The organism is Arthrobacter sp. PvP103 (assembly GCF_017833075.1).
Classification (GTDB): Bacteria; Actinomycetota; Actinomycetes; order Actinomycetales; family Micrococcaceae; genus Arthrobacter.
The window spans coordinates 600,455-616,961 of the sequence record NZ_JAFIBQ010000001.1; the positions used below are offsets into that span (position 1 = coordinate 600,455).

General features: G+C 66.3%; 13 protein-coding genes. 6 read left to right on the forward strand and 7 right to left on the reverse strand.

Features of this window, described 5'->3' with window-relative positions:
- Nucleotides 1–162: 162 nt before the first annotated feature.
- The 5 genes from JOE41_RS02810 to JOE41_RS02830 all read left to right on the forward strand — a co-directional run bounded on the left by JOE41_RS02810 (nucleotide 163) and on the right by JOE41_RS02830 (nucleotide 4,957).
- On the forward strand, nucleotides 163–1,548 hold the full coding sequence (locus JOE41_RS02810; protein WP_209750759.1) for an amino acid permease: 1,386 nt from the start codon (nucleotides 163–165) through the stop codon (nucleotides 1,546–1,548).
- A 118-nt stretch (nucleotides 1,549–1,666) separates the two neighbouring features.
- Nucleotides 1,667–2,746, forward strand: coding sequence for a thiamine pyrophosphate-dependent dehydrogenase E1 component subunit alpha (locus tag JOE41_RS02815; protein WP_245200605.1), 1,080 nt, complete (start codon nucleotides 1,667–1,669; stop codon nucleotides 2,744–2,746).
- Nucleotides 2,739–3,803, forward strand: coding sequence for an alpha-ketoacid dehydrogenase subunit beta (locus JOE41_RS02820; RefSeq protein WP_011692406.1), 1,065 nt, complete (start codon nucleotides 2,739–2,741; stop codon nucleotides 3,801–3,803). The genes JOE41_RS02815 and JOE41_RS02820 overlap by 8 nt, the downstream gene beginning before the upstream one ends.
- Complete coding sequence (locus JOE41_RS02825) at nucleotides 3,796–4,125, forward strand: biotin/lipoyl-containing protein (RefSeq protein WP_011692407.1); 330 nt, start codon at nucleotides 3,796–3,798, stop codon at nucleotides 4,123–4,125. The genes JOE41_RS02820 and JOE41_RS02825 overlap by 8 nt, the downstream gene beginning before the upstream one ends.
- Nucleotides 4,126–4,129: 4 nt before the next feature.
- Nucleotides 4,130–4,957, forward strand: a complete 828-nt coding sequence (locus tag JOE41_RS02830; RefSeq protein WP_209750761.1) for an alpha/beta fold hydrolase — start codon at nucleotides 4,130–4,132, stop codon at nucleotides 4,955–4,957.
- An 84-nt stretch (nucleotides 4,958–5,041) separates the two neighbouring features.
- On the opposite strand, the gene JOE41_RS02835 is transcribed toward JOE41_RS02830, so the two are convergent.
- The 3 genes from JOE41_RS02835 to JOE41_RS02845 all read right to left on the reverse strand — a co-directional run bounded on the left by JOE41_RS02835 (nucleotide 5,042) and on the right by JOE41_RS02845 (nucleotide 8,619).
- A complete protein-coding gene (locus JOE41_RS02835) occupies nucleotides 5,042–6,376 on the reverse strand; it encodes an MFS transporter (RefSeq protein ID WP_011692409.1) in 1,335 nt (444 codons plus the stop codon).
- Between the two features lie 191 nt (nucleotides 6,377–6,567).
- Complete coding sequence (hpaB, locus tag JOE41_RS02840) at nucleotides 6,568–8,022, reverse strand: 4-hydroxyphenylacetate 3-monooxygenase, oxygenase component (protein ID WP_209750763.1); 1,455 nt, start codon at nucleotides 8,020–8,022, stop codon at nucleotides 6,568–6,570.
- Nucleotides 8,023–8,082: 60 nt separating this feature from the next.
- The gene (locus tag JOE41_RS02845) at nucleotides 8,083–8,619 is read right to left on the reverse strand and encodes a flavin reductase family protein (protein ID WP_011692411.1); all 537 of its coding nucleotides are present in this window, start codon (nucleotides 8,617–8,619) and stop codon (nucleotides 8,083–8,085) included.
- 214 nt (nucleotides 8,620–8,833) lie between these two features.
- Between JOE41_RS02845 and JOE41_RS02850 the strand changes: the two genes are divergently transcribed.
- Nucleotides 8,834–9,568 carry an IclR family transcriptional regulator gene (locus JOE41_RS02850; RefSeq protein ID WP_209750765.1) on the forward strand — a complete coding sequence of 245 codons (735 nt, stop codon included), beginning with the start codon at nucleotides 8,834–8,836 and terminating at the stop codon, nucleotides 9,566–9,568.
- Nucleotides 9,569–9,589: 21 nt separating this feature from the next.
- Here the strand turns inward: JOE41_RS02850 and JOE41_RS02855 are convergent, their stop codons facing one another.
- From JOE41_RS02855 to JOE41_RS02870, 4 genes are all read right to left on the reverse strand, one after another.
- Nucleotides 9,590–11,038: an MFS transporter gene (locus JOE41_RS02855; RefSeq protein WP_209750767.1), complete on the reverse strand. Its 1,449-nt coding sequence runs from the start codon at nucleotides 11,036–11,038 to the stop codon at nucleotides 9,590–9,592.
- Nucleotides 11,039–11,171: 133 nt separating this feature from the next.
- Entirely contained in the window at nucleotides 11,172–14,243 is a 3,072-nt protein-coding gene (locus JOE41_RS02860) for an AAA family ATPase (RefSeq protein ID WP_209750770.1), read from the reverse strand.
- Entirely contained in the window at nucleotides 14,240–15,412 is a 1,173-nt protein-coding gene (locus JOE41_RS02865) for an exonuclease SbcCD subunit D (RefSeq protein ID WP_209750772.1), read from the reverse strand. Before JOE41_RS02865 ends, JOE41_RS02860 begins: the two co-directional genes overlap by 4 nt.
- Nucleotides 15,413–15,473: 61 nt before the next feature.
- Nucleotides 15,474–16,430, reverse strand: a complete 957-nt coding sequence (locus tag JOE41_RS02870; protein ID WP_209750775.1) for an MIP/aquaporin family protein — start codon at nucleotides 16,428–16,430, stop codon at nucleotides 15,474–15,476.
- Nucleotides 16,431–16,507 lie beyond the last annotated feature (77 nt).

Consider the following 16,507-nt stretch of genomic DNA (forward strand, 5'->3'; position numbering starts at 1 on the left):
TTCAACCTGGCCGAACAGCTCACAAATCGCCGAAAAAAAGGCGCTTTTCCCGCAAACTGCCCCCATGCTCTCACGAACGGCGTGCGAAGTGTCCCGCCCGGGGCCGTAAATTCAATATGTCCCAAAAGGACCAGACCACCGACCACAAGAAGGTTCGCAAGCATGACGATGAAGTCCACCGCAGAGCGCCCATCCACCTCGCTCGGCCACAGCATGAAACCCCGCCAGCTCACCATGATGGGGCTGGGAAGCGCTATCGGAGCCGGACTGTTCCTGGGCTCGGGGGCGGGCGTCCAGGCGGCAGGACCGGCCGTTCTGATCTCCTACCTCGTGGCCGGCACACTGATCATCCTGGTCATGTGGGCCCTGGGCGAGATGGCTGCAGCCAACCCGAACAGCGGCGCGTTCTCCGTCTATGCGGAGAAGGCCATGGGCCGCACGGCAGGAGCAACCGTGGGCTGGCTGTGGTGGCTGCAGCTGGTGGTGGTCATTGCCGCCGAGGCACTTGGCGCAGCCGGCCTGCTGTTCACGGTGTGGCCCGTGGTTCCCGTCTGGGCGCTGTCCCTGGTCTTCATGGCCCTCTTTACCGCCATCAACCTGGCCGGCGTGAACAACTTTGGCGAATTCGAGTTCTGGTTCGCAATCCTCAAGGTGGCGGCAATCCTGATGTTCCTTGGCATCGGAACAGCCCTTCTCCTGGGCCTGCTGCCCGACGCACCAAGCCCGGGCCTGGGCAACATCACCGGCGACTTTGCGCCGGCAGGCCTCGGTGGAATTGCCACGGCGCTCTTTGTGGTCATCTTCGCCTTCGGCGGCACTGAGATCGTGAGCGTGGCTGCCGCTGAGACCGAGAACCCGCGCCACAGCGTGGGCCTGGCCATCCGCACGGTGCTTTGGCGAATCCTTGTGTTCTACGTCGGCTCCGTCTTTGTCATTGCCGCCGTCCTGCCTGCGACTTCCGAATCCCTGTCGTCACCGTTCGCCGGCGTTCTCGACGCCGCACGCATCCCGGGTGCGGGCACGGCCATCACCCTCGTGGCAGTCATCGCGCTACTGTCCGCCCTCAACGCCAATCTCTACGGCTCCTCCCGGATGATCTACTCCCTGGCCCACCGCGGCGAGGCTCCGCGCTTCCTATCGAAGCTGAACAAGGCCAGGGTGCCGATGGTTGCCGTGGGCGTATCCGTGGCCTTTGGCTTCTTTGCCGCCGTACTGGAGCTCCTTTTTCCCGAACAGATCCTGCCGGCGCTCTTCCAGCTGGTGGGCTCAACCTGCCTCATGGTCTGGGGATCCGCCCTCATCTCCCAGCTGATCCTGCGCCGCAGGGCGGACCGCGACGGCACCGAGCTTCCGCTGCGGATGAAGGGCTTCCCGGGCCTGACGATCTTCGGACTGGTCCTGCTGGCACTGATCTTCGCGGTCGGCTTCAGCGGCGCCGAGAGCAGCCGGCAGCTCTTCAGCACCATCGCCCTGGTTGCCGGGATTGCCGCCGCCTGTTGGTTCGGGGCAAAAGTGGCAGCGTCGCGCCAGGACACCGCAGGCAAGTAGCGGGCCAGCTGTACAAATTGCCATGCAGGACGGCGTACGTCATGGCAGCTTTCGGCAATCTGGCCAGTGAACCATAAGCTGATTGCCCGACATTCCGTAGGTGACTAGGGTCACAGCTATGGATAGCACGCCTTCCGCCGGCAACGACGCCGGCCAGCTGCCGGAACCACTTTCCGGCCTGCTGTCCGGTCAGCCGGCCGGGCCGCTGACCGCCGGCCAGCTCCGGGAACTGTATTCGCTGATGGTGGCGGTCCGGCACCTGGACACCTCCGCGATCGCCTGGCAGCGGCAGGGCCTCATCCCCGGCTACGCCCCCGAACTGGGCCAAGAGGCCGCCCAGGTGGGAAGCGGCTACGCCGTGGACACTGCCCGCGACTTCGTCTTCCCCACGTATCGCGAAATGGGCGTGGCCCGGGCCATGGGCGTGGACATGGTGGCCTACATGTCCACGCACAAGGCCACCTGGCACGGCGGGCTCTACGACCCCCTGGAATCCCGGCTCGCACCGATCCAGGCCGTGGTGGCCGGATCCGTGCTCCACGCGGTGGGCTGGGCCCACGGACAGACCCTGGATCAGACGGACGGCGTGGCAATGGCGTATTTCGGCGACGGCGCATCCTCCCAGGGCGACGTCCATGAAGCCATGAATTTCGCGGCAGTCATGAGGGCTCCGGTGGTCTTTTTTGTCCAGAACAACGGCTGGGCCATCTCGGTTCCCACCGAACGCCAGGTGGCCGGCGGCTCGGTGGCGGCCCGCGCTGCCGGCTACGGCATCCCGGCACTGCGGATCGATGGGAACGACGTCGTAGCAGTGGTGGACGCGACCCGGCGCGCCTTTGCGCACGCCCGGGCCGGCCATGGCCCGGTCCTCATCGAGGCGATGACCTACCGCCGCGGCCCGCACTCCACGTCCGATGACCCCGGCCGGTACCGTTCGCTCAACGAAGAGCGCGACGACGCCGGGGAGGATCCGCTGGAACGGTTCCGGAAGACGCTGCTCGCCGACGGCGTCGCCGACGAGGCCTTCTTTGCCGAAGCCTTGGCAGCCGCCAAAGCCGAAGAAGAACACATCCGGGCGGGGATCCAGTCGCTCGGCTCACGCCCCGGCACCGAAATGTTCGACCTGGTCTTCCAGGAAACCACGCCTGCCCTGCAGGCCCAGGCCGCCAACTGGCGCGAGGAGTCCGAACATGTCTAGCGCCATCCTGGAAGGCGGGGCCGGCATGGCCGACGGAACTCCACGCCGCGGAGTGGAACAGCTTTCCATGCAACAGGCCCTGAACCGGGCACTGGACGAGGTGCTGGCCGGAAACCCGAAATCACTGGTCTTCGGTGAGGACTGCGGCCGGCTGGGCGGCGTGTTCCGCATTACGGACGGTCTCCAGGCGAAGTATGGCCCCGGCCGGGTGTTTGACACCCCGCTGGCCGAGTCAGGCATCCTGGGCATGTCCGTGGGCCTGGCCATGGCCGGTTTCCACCCGATTCCCGAGGTCCAGTTCGACGGCTTCGCCTATCCGGCCATCAACCAGATCGTCTGCCAGATTGCCCGGATGAACTACCGCAGCCGCGGTACCATGCCGATGCCGATCACCCTGCGCGTGCCCAGCTTCGGCGGTATCCGCGCCCCGGAGCACCACGGGGAAAGCCTTGAAGCGCTCTTTGCACACGTGCCGGGCCTGAAGGTGGTCTCGCCTTCGAACCCGCATGAGGCCTACCACCTGCTCAAGTACGCCGCCACGCGGCCGGACCCGGTGATCTTCATGGAGCCCAAGTCCCGCTATTGGCAGAAAGGCGAGGTCGACTTCGACTCGGCAGACCCGTCCGGCTCCCCCGCCGGCGGCCCGCCCACCGGCGCAAAGGTCATGCGCGAAGGCCGCCACCTCACCCTCGTTGCCTGGGGCGCCATGGTGGCCCGCTGCCTGCAGGTCGCCGAGCTCGCCGCCGAGGACGGAATCGACGTCGAGGTCCTCGACCTGCGCTGGCTCAAACCGATCGACGAAGCCGCACTGGCGGCGTCAGTGCGGAAGACGCGGCGCGCCGTCGTCGTCCATGAAGCACCGCGGACTTCGGGGCTCGGCGCCGAAGTGGCCCAACTGATCACCCAAAGCTGCTTCGACACCCTCAAGGCCCCCGTGGAAAGGATCACCGGCTTCGACGTCCCGTACCCCTCCGGCGACCTTGAAGATGAATACATCCCGAACATTGACCGGATCCTCTTCGGGATCCAGCGAGTATTGGAGTACCGCCGTGGCTGAAATTTCCTTCCCGCTTCCCGATCTCGGCGAGGGCCTGATCGAGGCGACCGTGCTGGAATGGCTGGTTTCACCCGGTGACCAGGTGGAGCGGAACCAGCCGCTCGTGGAGGTGGAGACCACCAAATCAGCTGTTGAGCTGCCCAGTCCGCAGGCGGGTAAAGTGGTGCGTATCCACGGCGGGCCCGGTGACAGGATCAATGTCGGCGAGCCCCTGATTGTGTTTGAGGTACCGGACAACACTGCCGGTATCGTGGGCACGGTCCCGAAGGAAGAGGCACCGAAGCGCCGGGTCCGCCTGAGCGCCGTACTTGATGAGGACTGACACCATGAGCGGCAGGCACACCGGCGAGCAGCACCACCACACGGTGGAGGGCACCGACCCCCAGCTTTACGTGGAGGTGCACGAACCGGAAACCGATGCCGGCCTGCGCCCCGTCCTGCTACTGCACGGATTTTCCTCCTCCACCAAGCTCAACTGGCAGGACACCGGCTGGCTGGCAGCCCTGCTGGACGCCGGCCGCCGCGTCATCACCGTGGACCTGCCCGGCCACGGCCGCAGCGGAGCTCCGGAAGACATGGACTCTTACAGCCCCAGCAGGATCCGCGCGGATCTCCTGCAGGTGGCGTTCGACGCCGGCGTCCGTCCTTTGCGCGACGGCGACCCCGCCAGCGGCCTTGACGTGATCGGCTACTCCCTGGGGTCGCGGCTCGCCTGGGAATTCGGCGCAACCCAGCCGGAACTCGTTCACCGGCTGGTCCTTGGCGGCCCCAACATCGCGGACCCGCTGGCGGCCTTCGACCTGGTGGCCGCACAGCGCTACCTCGCCGACGGCACGCCCATTGCGGACGGGTCCACGGCCGCCCTCCTGAAGATGGCCCTGGGGCTGCCCAGCAACAATGTCTTCGCGCTGTTGTCCCTGGTGGAAGCGATCAAAGGTGAGCCCTTCGATCCGGCCGAAGCCGTCCCGCATATGCCCATGCTGCTCGTGGCCGGGGATAAGGACGACCGCGCAGCAACCATGCCCGAGCTCGCTGAACTGGGGGCCAAAACAGGGGCGCTTGTGGAACAACTGCTGATCCCGGGCCGCAACCACAGCAATGTGATCACCAGCAGGGCGTTCAAGCAGGCAGCAACAGAGTTCCTGGGCGTTTAGTTCGGGGCCCAAAAACGGCGGGCGCGGACCGTAATCGTCCGCGCCCGCCGTCGCACATTCAAGGCTGCCTGGTTCAGCCAGCCGTTAGTGGTGGCTGCTGACGCCCAGAGGGCGGCCCTTGGTTTCCCCGGCAAGGAGTACACCGGCTGCGGAAATGACGCAGAGGACCATGATGTAGATGCCGATCGAGCCGGTCCACTTGGTGCTCTGCAGGAGCGTCTCCGCGATAGTGGCGGCGAACGCACCGCCCAGAATCGCACCGAACGCGTAGCCGATGGAGATGCCTGAGTAACGGACGTTGGCTGGGAACATCTCGGCGTACATGGCGGACATCGGGCCGTAGGACAGCCCCAGGCCGACGGTCAGCACGAAGAGTGCCACGCCGTAAAGCATGATGTTCTTGGTGTCGATCAGGGCGAACATGGGAATCATCCAGGCGAACACGATGCCGTAGCCGATGAGGAAGGTCTTGACCCGTCCGATCTTGTCGGAGAGCCAGCCTCCCACCAGGGTGAAGATCAGCCAGCCGAAGGATGCGAGCGTGGTGGCGAGGAGGATCTCCGCGACCGGCATCTTCAATGACTTGGTGGCGTAGGAGATGAAGAAGGCGATCAGCAGGTAGCCGGCTGCGTTGTTGCCGATGAAGATCATGGTGGAGTAGAGCACGGACTTCTTGTGGAACTTGATCAGCTGGCCGAGCGGAGCCTTGGCTTTCTCCTTGCGTTCGATCATTTCCTGGAAGACCGGGCTTTCGGCCACCGCACGGCGGATCAGGTAGCCTACGACGATCAGCACGATGGACAGCAGGAACGGCACGCGCCAGCCCCAGGAGGCGAAGTCTGCCTTGGACATGCCGGTGTTGAGGAAGTACAGCAGGCCCGTTGCCAGGATCATGCCGACGGGGACGCCGATCTGCGGGTAGGCGCCGAACAGGCCCCGCTTGCTCTTCGGAGCGTGCTCCACAGCCATCAGGGCAGCACCGCCCCATTCACCGCCGGCAGAGAAGCCCTGGATGACGCGGAGCAGGATCAGCAGGATCGGAGCCCAGACGCCGATGTCGTTGTAGGTGGGCAGCATGCCGATCAAGGCAGTGGCTGCGCCCATCATGACGAGCGTGAAGACCAGCATGGCCTTCCGGCCCAGACGGTCGCCGAGGTGGCCGGCGATGATGGCGCCGAGCGGACGGAACAGGAAGCTGATGCCGATCAGCGCGAAGGAGAGTATCTGCGCGAGGCCGGGGTTGGACTGCTGCAGCGGGGTAAGAAACAGCGGCGACAGCAGCGTTGCCGTCAGCTGGGCGAAGATGAAGAAGTCGTACCACTCGATGGTGGTGCCTACCAGCGTGCCTGCGAGGACTTTCCGTTCCTCGTGCTTGCTGCTGGGACCCGCCTCTGAATCGACGTGTGAAGTTGCGGTCATTGGAACTCCGTGGCTGTGGGCAGTACCGAAAAGTGCTACTACCGAATGTGGAATGACGCCGAGCGAATTACCGATCGAACGGTCAGTTGGTATGAGGATACTCGAATGTGTGACAAAGCGCACTAATTCTTTTGGGTTCCGCTGCTTCCGGCCTTCTGGGCGGCGGCAGCAGGACCCGGCGGGCGGGACGGTCAGTCCTGCCTATTGAGAAATTCGCGGACCCTGGCCCGTACCGGCTCGCGGTCGTAGCTGTTGACCAGGGCACCGGCCATTCGGACGGGATCACCGAAGAAAAAGTACTCGTAAAGGGACTGCCGGCCCGAGAAGCCTGAGATGGAGGCGTCAAAGGCAAGCTTGAACAGGCGGACACGTTCCGGGCCGGTGAGTGTCTTACCTTGCAGGTACATCTCGATGTCCGCCCTGGCCTCGCTGTTGACATCGGCCTCACCGGGTAATGCCATCAGCCCGGACGCCGAAAACTTCCGGATGATCTGCGGGAAGCGCTGGGCAATCTTGGGGTACCAGTTCCTGGCGGCATTCAGCGTGGTCCACTTGGGCAGCATGACGCCGGCCTCGTTGAGGCCGGCGTCCGCCTCCGACGCACGGACCAGCGCCTTGCCGATTTCGACGTCGATGATCAGTTCCGCGATGTCCTCCTGGATGTGCTGGAAGCCGTCGATTCCGATGGACTCTGCCAGCTCTGATGCCAGGCCAAGGAAGAACTCGCTTTTGGCGATGGTCCGGGTCACCACCTGGTGAGTCATGAGGGCGCCCGCGCCGGTTTCCGTATAAAAGGCGTTACAGAGCTGCGGATGGCCGAGCATGAAAATCCGCTCGCTTGGCACGAAGACGTTGTCGAAGATGGCCACCGCGTCCATTTCCTCATAGCGCGAGGCAAGTGGTTCGTCATGCGTGCTGCCGCCGTTGTACAGCGAAGCGCGGCAGAGGTAGCGCAGGCCCGGCGCATCATTGGGGATGGCGAACGCGTAGGAATAGGGGGCATCCTCCGGAGTGCCCCGCAACACGGTGGACGGAAACACCAGGAGCTCGTCGGCAATGGGCGCGATCGTGGCCAGCATGCGGGCGCCGCTGATCACAATGCCGTCATCCCGCTCCTCGACGATGCGCGCCGACAACTGTCCACCCATCTGCTCGGAGCCCGAGACGGAGCGGTTGACCTGGGGCGGGATGAGCGTGTGCGTGGCCAGGACATCATTTTCCCGCGCCCATTCGTAGTATCTGCGGATGTTCTGGCCGAATTTGGGGTCGGCCTGCGAGAACCACTTTTCCGCGGTGCTGAGCGCGGTCAGGGAGGAATTCATGTAGTCCCCGGAGCGGCCAAGGAAGCCGTGGGAGGATTCGGCCCAGGTGGAAATGGCCCTGCGCCGGCGCTGCAGGTCCTCGATGGTCCTGGGAACCAGGAAGGACGCATTCACCAGGTCGCCGGTGGTGGGCGAGGTGTACGTCAGCGCTTCCTGGTGGGCGGGGTCGTGCTGCATGTCGAAGAGCTTGGCGTAGGACCTGGCCACGTTCCGGAAGGCGGGATGCTCGGCGATTTTTTCACTGACGACTTCCCCGTCGATCACCACGTGGGGCGTCATGGCGTTAAGTTTGTCCAGGTACTGGCGGCCGGTGCGGATGCCCATTGTTCTTTCTCCAGTCTTCGTTGAGCTGCAGTTGTTTCTACCTAATGCGGGACGTCGGGGCTACAGCAGGTCCTCCATGCCCAGCTGGCTTTCCGGGATGGTGGTGTAGCTGCCGTTCGCGAACGCCAGGGCGTCGCCGCTGCGGTAGTCGAAGTTCACCACTTCCCCGAGATATAGGGTGTGGTCTCCGCCGTCGTATTCAGCCCAGGGCCTGCACTCGAAGTACGCAAGGACTCCGGCGAGGCGCGGCGCCGTGCCACCTTCCACCCACCGGGGTTCCGGCCCGGGCCAGCCGGCGAAATGCGTGGCCAGGTAGCGCTGTTCGGCGCCCAGGATGTTCACCGCAAAGGGACGGCCAGCGAGCTCGTCGTGCGCCCTGGCCGTCCTGGCAATGCTCACCAGGACCAGTGGCGGCTCCATCGAGACGGACGTGAACGAATTGACGGTGATGCCGTGCCGCTTGGTGGCGCCGTCGAAGGTCACGATCGCGACGCCGGTGGCGAACCTCCCCAGGCTCCCGCGAAAATGATGGGCCCTCGGAGCCGACGTATTGGCGGCGGCTCCGGGCGCCTCCCCCGGGCGGGGCTTGGCAATCATCATTGACCCCTTGGATGGTTTGCTCTGTAGTCGATCTCTAGGAGAGCCGTTTCTTGCAAAGGTCCGTTCTTGCAATGCAAATCTTGCTATGCCCTATTCTTGCCTTGTTCTATAGTTGAACATATAGTTCCCATATGGAACGCTAGCCCAAAGTGAGTTGCAACACAAGACCTGCAGGGCGGAGCGCCACTGTTCCCGGCCTAGGATGGACACCATGACTCAGACCGCCGGCGCCCGCACGCAGGCCGCGACCGCCCAGGCTTCCCCGTCGCAGACCCTTTCACGCGGAATCCGCGCGCTGGAAATCCTGGCGGAAGCAGAGCAGCCGCTCACGATCGCGGAACTTGCCGACGCGATGGGCGTCCACCGCTCCGTGGCCTACCGCATCCTGCGCACTTTGGAGGATCATTCGCTCTTGGTCCGGGACGACGCCGGCAAGGTCCAGCCCGGGCCCGGCCTGGCGGTCCTGGCCCGCGGCGTTTCACGCAACCTGCAATCTGCGGCCCTGCCCGAGCTCACCCAGCTTGCGAACACCCTGAACATGACGGCCTTCGTGGCGGTGTGGGACCACCAGGACTGCATCACGCTCGTAACGGTGGAGCCCAGGCACTCGGCGGCAACAGTGGTCCAGCACCCCGGTTCCCGGCACCCGATCAGCGCCGGCGCCCCGGGCATGGCCATCCAGTCGGCCCTCACGGAACAGGACTGGACCGTGCTCGCCCCGGACATCCCCTACCGGCCCGAGGCAGCCGAAGCGCGTCAACGCGGCTACGCGGCAAGCCATGATGAAGTCATTGCAGGGGTTTCGTCCTTGGCCGTCCCCATCAACGTGCCGGGCGGCCGCCCGGCGTCGGTTGCCGTTGTCTACATCCGTTCAACGCAGGACCCGGCTGAAGTGGCAGCGGCCCTGACGTCGAGTGCCGCGCGCATCGAGAAGCAGCTGCTCTAGGGCGCCGATTGGGCGCCCCGGTTAGCGGCTGCCGGTGCGGTTGCCCCGGCGGCTTGCCCTGCCTTTTCGGAGGACGACGGCTGCGGCGGCCCCCAGCAGGAAGAGCGCCGCTGCGGCACAGACCGGTACCAGGAACGCTGCGGAGTACCCGTGGTGCTGCGCCAGCTGTCCCGCGACCGAGGACCCCAGTGCCGTGCCGGCAACAATGCCGCTGGCCAAGGCTGTCATCACGGTTCCCAGGCGCCCGGCAGGAGCCACTTCCCCGCCGATGGCGAACACGGTGACCATCAACGGGCCCACCGGCAGTCCCAGGACGAGAAGCACAAGCACCATGGGGAGCGCCGATTCCGGCAGCAGCAGGAGCACCGCAAGGCCGGCCATCAGCATGGCACTGACCATCCACCGTGCCGGGAAGGTGAATCTCTTGGACCAGTAGGCGACACTCAGTGCGGCCGCGGCGGAGCTGAGGCCCATGACGGCATACAACAGTCCGGCAATCTCGGCCGTGGCAAAGCTCGCCGAGAAAGAGCTCAACCCCGTCTGGGTGGAACCGAAGAATGTTCCCATGCACAGCATGGCAAGGAAAGGCAGGGCAACGGCAGCCATACCGCGGGAGTCCGTTTTCCGGGAACCGGCGGAGGAGTCCGCGTTGGTGGCCACGGCGTCGCGCGGCGCCGCAGGGTCCGCAACGGCCGGGGTGCCCCGGCGGCGCCGGCGCACGCTTAGCGGGACGGCGAGGTGCGTGCGGTGGACGGCGAATGCGGGAACCAGGGTGAGCGTCAGGCTTGCGGCCACGGCTAGCGGGAGCCACGGGGCAATCAGGCTTGCGAGGATGCCCACGAGTGCAGGGCCGAGAACGAAAGTCAGCTCATCCGCGGTGCTCTCGTAGGACAAGGCGGCATCCAAATCCTCCGCATGGCCGCTCTGGCTTCGCGCGGTAAGGGCCATCCAGCGGACACGGGCGAGCGGGCCCACCTGGGGGCAGCTGGCTCCCGCCACGAAAGCCGCGGCAAGGACGGGGAGCGCCGCTGCCACGTCCTGGCCGGCGGGTACGAGGTACGCCATGAGGATCAGGGCCACCACCGCGGCAGTGTTGAAGACTGCGGCGAACAGCAGCACGGGGCGCTGTCCAAGCCGGTCCGCCCATGCACCCAAAACAGGCGCTCCCAGAGCTGAACCGATGCCTACGGCACCGGCTGCTGCCCCGCCAACGGCGTACGAGCCGGTGACGGCCGTAACGAGTGTCAGGGCGCCCACCGTCAGCATGGCCAGGGGCAGCCGGGCAAAAAGGCCAATCGGGATGAAGCCCTTGCCGGCTAATAGCAGAAGCCGGGCAAAGCGGCCTCCCGTGCTCGCAGGAGGGCTCGGGAAAGCCTGCCCGGGCGGGGCGGAGGGCTTTGCGCCGTCTGTAAGTTCGCTTGCGACAGTGCTTGTGGCGGCGGATGCCTGGGAAGATAGTGAAGGGGTCATTGTTCCGGGTTCGCTCAATGGTGCGCATCGTCCCTCCTCCCGATGCGCGCGACCCGGTAACTCCACAATTGTAGCCGAGGGCCCGGAGCGTGGCCGGGTGCACCGGGCATAAAAGGCGCGCGGACCCGCGGCGTCAAGCCAGGGCGTCGTCCGAAATGTGGAGAGTGGAACCGTTCCGCCCCTTGACCACCTGGAGCTGGGTGCTGATGCGCTGCTTCATCTCGGGCACATGGCTCACCAGGCCGACCACACGGCCGCCGTCCCGAAGCCCCTCAAGGGCATCCATCACTTGTTCCAACGCCTGCTCGTCGAGGCTGCCGAAGCCCTCGTCCACGAAGAGTGTCTCGATGTCCACTCCGCCGGACTCCTGTTGCACCACATCCGCCAGACCCAGCGCCAGGGCCAGGGAAGCCATGAAAGATTCACCGCCGGACAGCGTGGCGGTATCCCGGCGGTGACCGGTCCACTGGTCCACGACTTCCAGGCCAAGACCGGATTTTGCACCGCGGGCGGCCTTGGCGTCCGTGTGCTGCAGGGTGTACCGGCCATCGCTCATGCCGACCAGCCTCTCCGAAGCGGCAATGGCCACTTGCTCGAGCCTCGCCGCGAGTACGTAGCTGTTCAGGCTCATGCGGTAGGTGTTGTCGCCGGCGCCGCGGGCGGCCTCGGCCACCGCCGTGAGCAGCGCGGCACGTTCCCGCGGACCTTGGCCCGATGCCGCCAGCCGGCCGTAGTCCTCCGCGATCCGACGGAGGGTAAGGACTGACTTCTCGGCGAGCCCCGCCGCGACAACGGCTTGCCTGGCCATTCGTTCAGCGGCAGCGTCCTCCGCGCGAAGCTGTTCCAGCACGCCGGCCTCTACCGGGCCGTCGTCCTCAAGCTCGCGTGTGGCAAGGATCAGTTCCTCGCTGGCGAAGAGTTCCCCGACGCGGGCTTCTTCGTCCTGGCCGGCCCGGATCGCGGCTTCGAGCATGGCTGCTTCCGGGACCGGGAGCAGGACGGACCGTGCCGCCGCGGCTGATTCGAACCCGGACTCCGGAAGCGCCTTGTCCAACTGCTGGCGAGCATCCCTGGTGCGCAGCCCGGCCTGTTCGAGGCCGCTCCTCGCGGCGTCTGTTCGTTCCAGGAGCGCCGTGGATTCGTCGAGGGAGCTCAGGCGGCTGCCGAGGGTCGGGTAGCCCGCACGCAGTTTGCCCAGCGCATCATCCAGGGCGTCCGTCTGTTCCAGGACTTCCATGAGGGTGGATTCAGTCTTCGCCATTCCGGAATCGGCAGCAGCCTGGGCCGATTCGGCAGCATCGATGTGTTCGTCCAGTTCTGCCTGGCGCTCACGGCTGGCGGCGAGGTCCGCGGCCGCCCTGACTGCCTCGTCCGCTCGCTCCTTCGCCTGGGCCGCGTCTGCGCGGGCTTCCTCCAGCGGGAGATCACCGCCCTGGGCCGCCAGAACGGCGACCAGCTGCCGCGCTTCGGCCAGTTCTTTGGCCAGCGCCGCCAGGACCGCTTCCGCAGCCTCGCAGGCTTCCTGGGCCGCGCGTTCCGCGTCAGCAACGGCCAACGCGGCGGTGGCCGCCGGAGCCGGAGAAGGGTGCTCGGGGCTGCCGCACACGGGGCAGGGTTCGGTCGGCCGCAGCTGGGAAGCAAGCTCCGCAGCTGCATTGGCGAGCCGCTCCTCCCTCAGGTCCAGCCACCGCTGGCGGTGGTTCTGGTGGTCGTCCCGGGCCAGGCGGTGCCGTTCGGCAACGCCGGAACTGACCCGGACCGCTGCAGCGTGGCGGCCGACGACGGCGACGAGTTCCTCCGCGGCTGCGGCCTCCTTGGTCCGCAGCTGGGCTTCGGCAGCGAGTTCCTCGAGGGGCTTCACGCCCGCTAGCAGTTCGGCGGCCTCCGCCCGCAAACCTTCAAGGGCGGCAGCGCCGGCCCGCCTTCTCTCACGCAACTCGGTGAGGGTTTTCCGAAGTTCCGCGCCGCGGGCCACCATCCCGGACAGCCTGGCCTCGTCCGGCAGCCGTTCCTCAAGCACCGCGCGGAGGGACCGCAGGCGGCTGAGTTCACTCCGTACTACTGCAGCATCGAAGAAGTGCTCGTCCGCGCTGCCGCTTTCCTGGCGGGCGTAAGCGGACAGGGCTGCGAGTTCGGCGTCCACGAGGACCGCAGCGCGCAGTTCGTCGGCCGCCGCTGCCATAGCCCGGGCGGCCCGTTCCTCAGCGATGTCGGCCTTGTCCAGGGCCTGCAATTGGCCGCCCAGTACCTCGGCCTTGCGGTGCAGGCCAAGTTGCCGTGCCTTGTCCCGGAGTTCAGGCGCTGCGGCGTCCGCAGCCGATCTCCGGCGTTCCGCCGCAGCGAGTTTGACCTGGCGGGCAGCACGCGCTTCGGCGGCTTCAAGGCGGCGCGCAGCCCCGGCGCGGCCTGCGGCCGCTTCGTCCGCTTCAGCCTGCGCTGTCCCGGCCCTGGCCGCGGCGGTGTCCTGCAGCCATTCGAGAAGGAGGTCTGCATCCTCCGGTGCTGCCGGGACATCCGGCAGTTCCTGTTCCGGCGGAGTTACTTCAGACCTGGCCTGTGCAAGCAGGAGGTCCAACTGGCTGTTGAGGCTGGCCACCTGTGCGCGGGCATCCGCGGCACGCCGGGCTAGTTCCTGTTCCACGGCCTCAAAACGCTCCGTGCCGAACAGGCTTTGGAGCAGTTCCAGCCGCTCGGCCGGTTTGGAGCGGAGAAAAGCGGCGAAGTCACCCTGCGGCAGCATGACCACCCGGGTGAACTGATCACGGTCCATACCCAGCACGGAGCTGATTTCCGCGCCGGCTTCATCGTTCCGGCCGGACTTCTCGATCCACTGCCCGTCAACGCGTTCGCGCAGCAGGGTGTTGGCCTTCTGTTCAGTAAATCCGTTCCGGCCCCTGGCGCTGGGCCTGTTCCACGCAGGAATCCTGGAGACTTCAAAATGCCGCCCCTTGGCTGAAAACTCGCAGGTGACGCGCGGTTCCGCGGCGGCGTCAGCGTGGTCGCTGCGGAGGCGCTTGCCCTCCTGGCGTGCACCGGGCACGGACCCGTACAGGGCAAAGCAGATGGCGTCCAGCACGCTGGTCTTGCCGGCGCCGGTTGCGCCGTTCAGCAGGAAGAGCCCGTGCGCGCTGAGCCGGTCAAAGTCGATGTGCTCGGTGCCCGCGAAGGGGCCGAAGGTGGATATTTCGAGCCGGTGGATCCTCACAGTGACACCTCTGCCAGCCGTGCGGCGTCGAGGGCTTCCCGCAGGACAGCCGCTTCGGCGTCGTCCGTGCTGCGGCCGCGGACGTGTTCCAGGAAGCCGCAGCAGATGGACAGATCGTCATCTGCTGCGGCGAGCCTGGTGCTGTAACTCGTCCTCACGTCAGCCGCAGCGCCTTCGGGCTCGAAACCGAGGACCAGGGTATCGGGAAAGCGGGCCCGCAGTTTGTCCATGGCCTGGGCGGGACGCTGCGGGTCCGTCACGGTGATCTGGCAATAGGCGGCCTCGGCCCAGGCATGTTCCTCGGCTGAGAGGAGGTGGTCGATAGTGCCGCGCAGCACGGCGAGTGCCCGCGGCGCTTCCCAGAAGACCTCCGTGACGTCGGTGATGCCGGTGGCATCCGCTTCGATCAGCCAGCCGCCTTTCCGGTGCCTGGCTTCCGAGAAGGAGTAGGCAAGGGGCGATCCGGAGTAGCGGACGGTTGGCGACAGCGACTGCCTGCCGTGCAGGTGGCCCAGCGCGGTGTAGCCGAACCCGTCAAAGAGGTCCAGCGGGACAGCTCCGACTCCACCGATGCTCAGGTCCCGTTCGCTGTCCGAGCTGATCCCGCCGCTCGCGAATGTATGGGCCAGCACAACCGAATGGACCGTCCTGGCCTTGGACCGGGCGGCCACGTCGGTCCGGATCATTTCCGTCGCCGCACGCGTGACTTCGAAGTGGCTTGCGGGTTCGACGCCCAGCTGCCCGGCGACCAGCCGGGGCTCAAGCCAGGGAATGCCGTAGACGGCCAGCACTGGACCATCCGCCGCAGTGTCCAGCGGCAGCAGGACCGGTACGTCCAGTTCGGCGAGCCGCGTACGCAGGTGCACTCCCCCGCGCTCCAGCAGCCGTGAGGCAAAGCCGAGGCGGATGGCGGAATCGTGGTTTCCGCTGGTGAGAACCACCTGCGCACCCGCCTCCGTCAGCCGCACGAGGGCGTCGTCCAGCAGGCGGACCACATCAACACCCGGCAGGGCGCGGTCGTAGACATCACCGGCGATCAGGACAACGTCCACCTTCTCGTCACCGACGAATTCGACCAGCTGGTCGATGAAGCGCTGCTGGGCATCCAGCATGCCGACGCCGTGGAACGATCTGCCCAGGTGCCAATCGGAAGTGTGCAATAACCGCATGTTCTTAAGCTATCCGCGGGCACCGACAGTTTTGCGGCACAGACACGGCACAGCTGAGCAACTACTGTCCGCGCTTGCCGTCAAAGAAGTCCCGGACGTCATCGTTGGCAGAGGTGCCGGCAGCCGGCGCGTCGGAGCGGCCGGCGGCGTCACCTTCAAAACCGGCGGTGTCATCGTCAACATCGTCGTGCAGATCGTCATCGGACTCGTGCGCAGCGTCGTCGGCGTCGGCCTGGGCGGGGGACGGAGCAGCCGCAGGGGTGTCGGCGAACCCGCGGAACACAAGGCCCGCGATGGCGGCACCCACCAGCGGGGCCACCCAGAAGAGCCACAGCTGCTCGAGGGACCAGGTGTTGCTGAAGATGGCCGACGCGGTGGCGCGCGCCGGATTGAACGGTGTGTTGCCCACGGCCTGCCCCAGCTGCAGCAGGACGGCGAGCGTGAGTCCCACCGCGAAGGGGGCTGCGGCTTTGTTGGTGTTGCGGGCAGCTGTGGTCCCCAGGAAGACGGCTACCAGGAGCGCAGCGCCGAGTACCTCGACGAGCAGGACTCCGGCCATGGGAGCCTGGATGATGGAATGCTCGCCAAAGCCCGCCGTCACGGTGTCAAAGGCGGCGCGGGTGTCTTCGATTTTGGGCACCGTTCGCAGGATTCCGAACAGTGCCAGGGTGCCGGCGGCGGCGCCGACAAGCTGCGCGCCGACGTACGCCGCAGCTTCCGGCAGCCTGATGCGGCCCGCGATGGCGTTGCCCAGGGTCACTGCCGGGTTGAAGTGGCCGCCGGAGATATAAGCGAAGGCGAGCATAGCGGCCGTGACGGCAAGCCCGGCGGCCAGCGAGGCGGACAACGGGTTGGACTGCGGAATCGTGAACAGCGGCACGCCCAGTCCGGCGATCACCAGGAAAAGGGTTCCAAAGGCCTCCGCCGACAGACGTGCCGCAAGCCCGGGTGTGAAAGCCTCCGGAGCGGAGCGCAAATCGGGACTTGTGGTCTGGCGTGCAGGCACGGGGGAGGTCATGTTCTGGAAATCCTTTGCTTCGTAGCCCGCCCGGTGATTCCGGCGGGCGTGCGGGCGGCAGTGCGCCCGGCAATGTA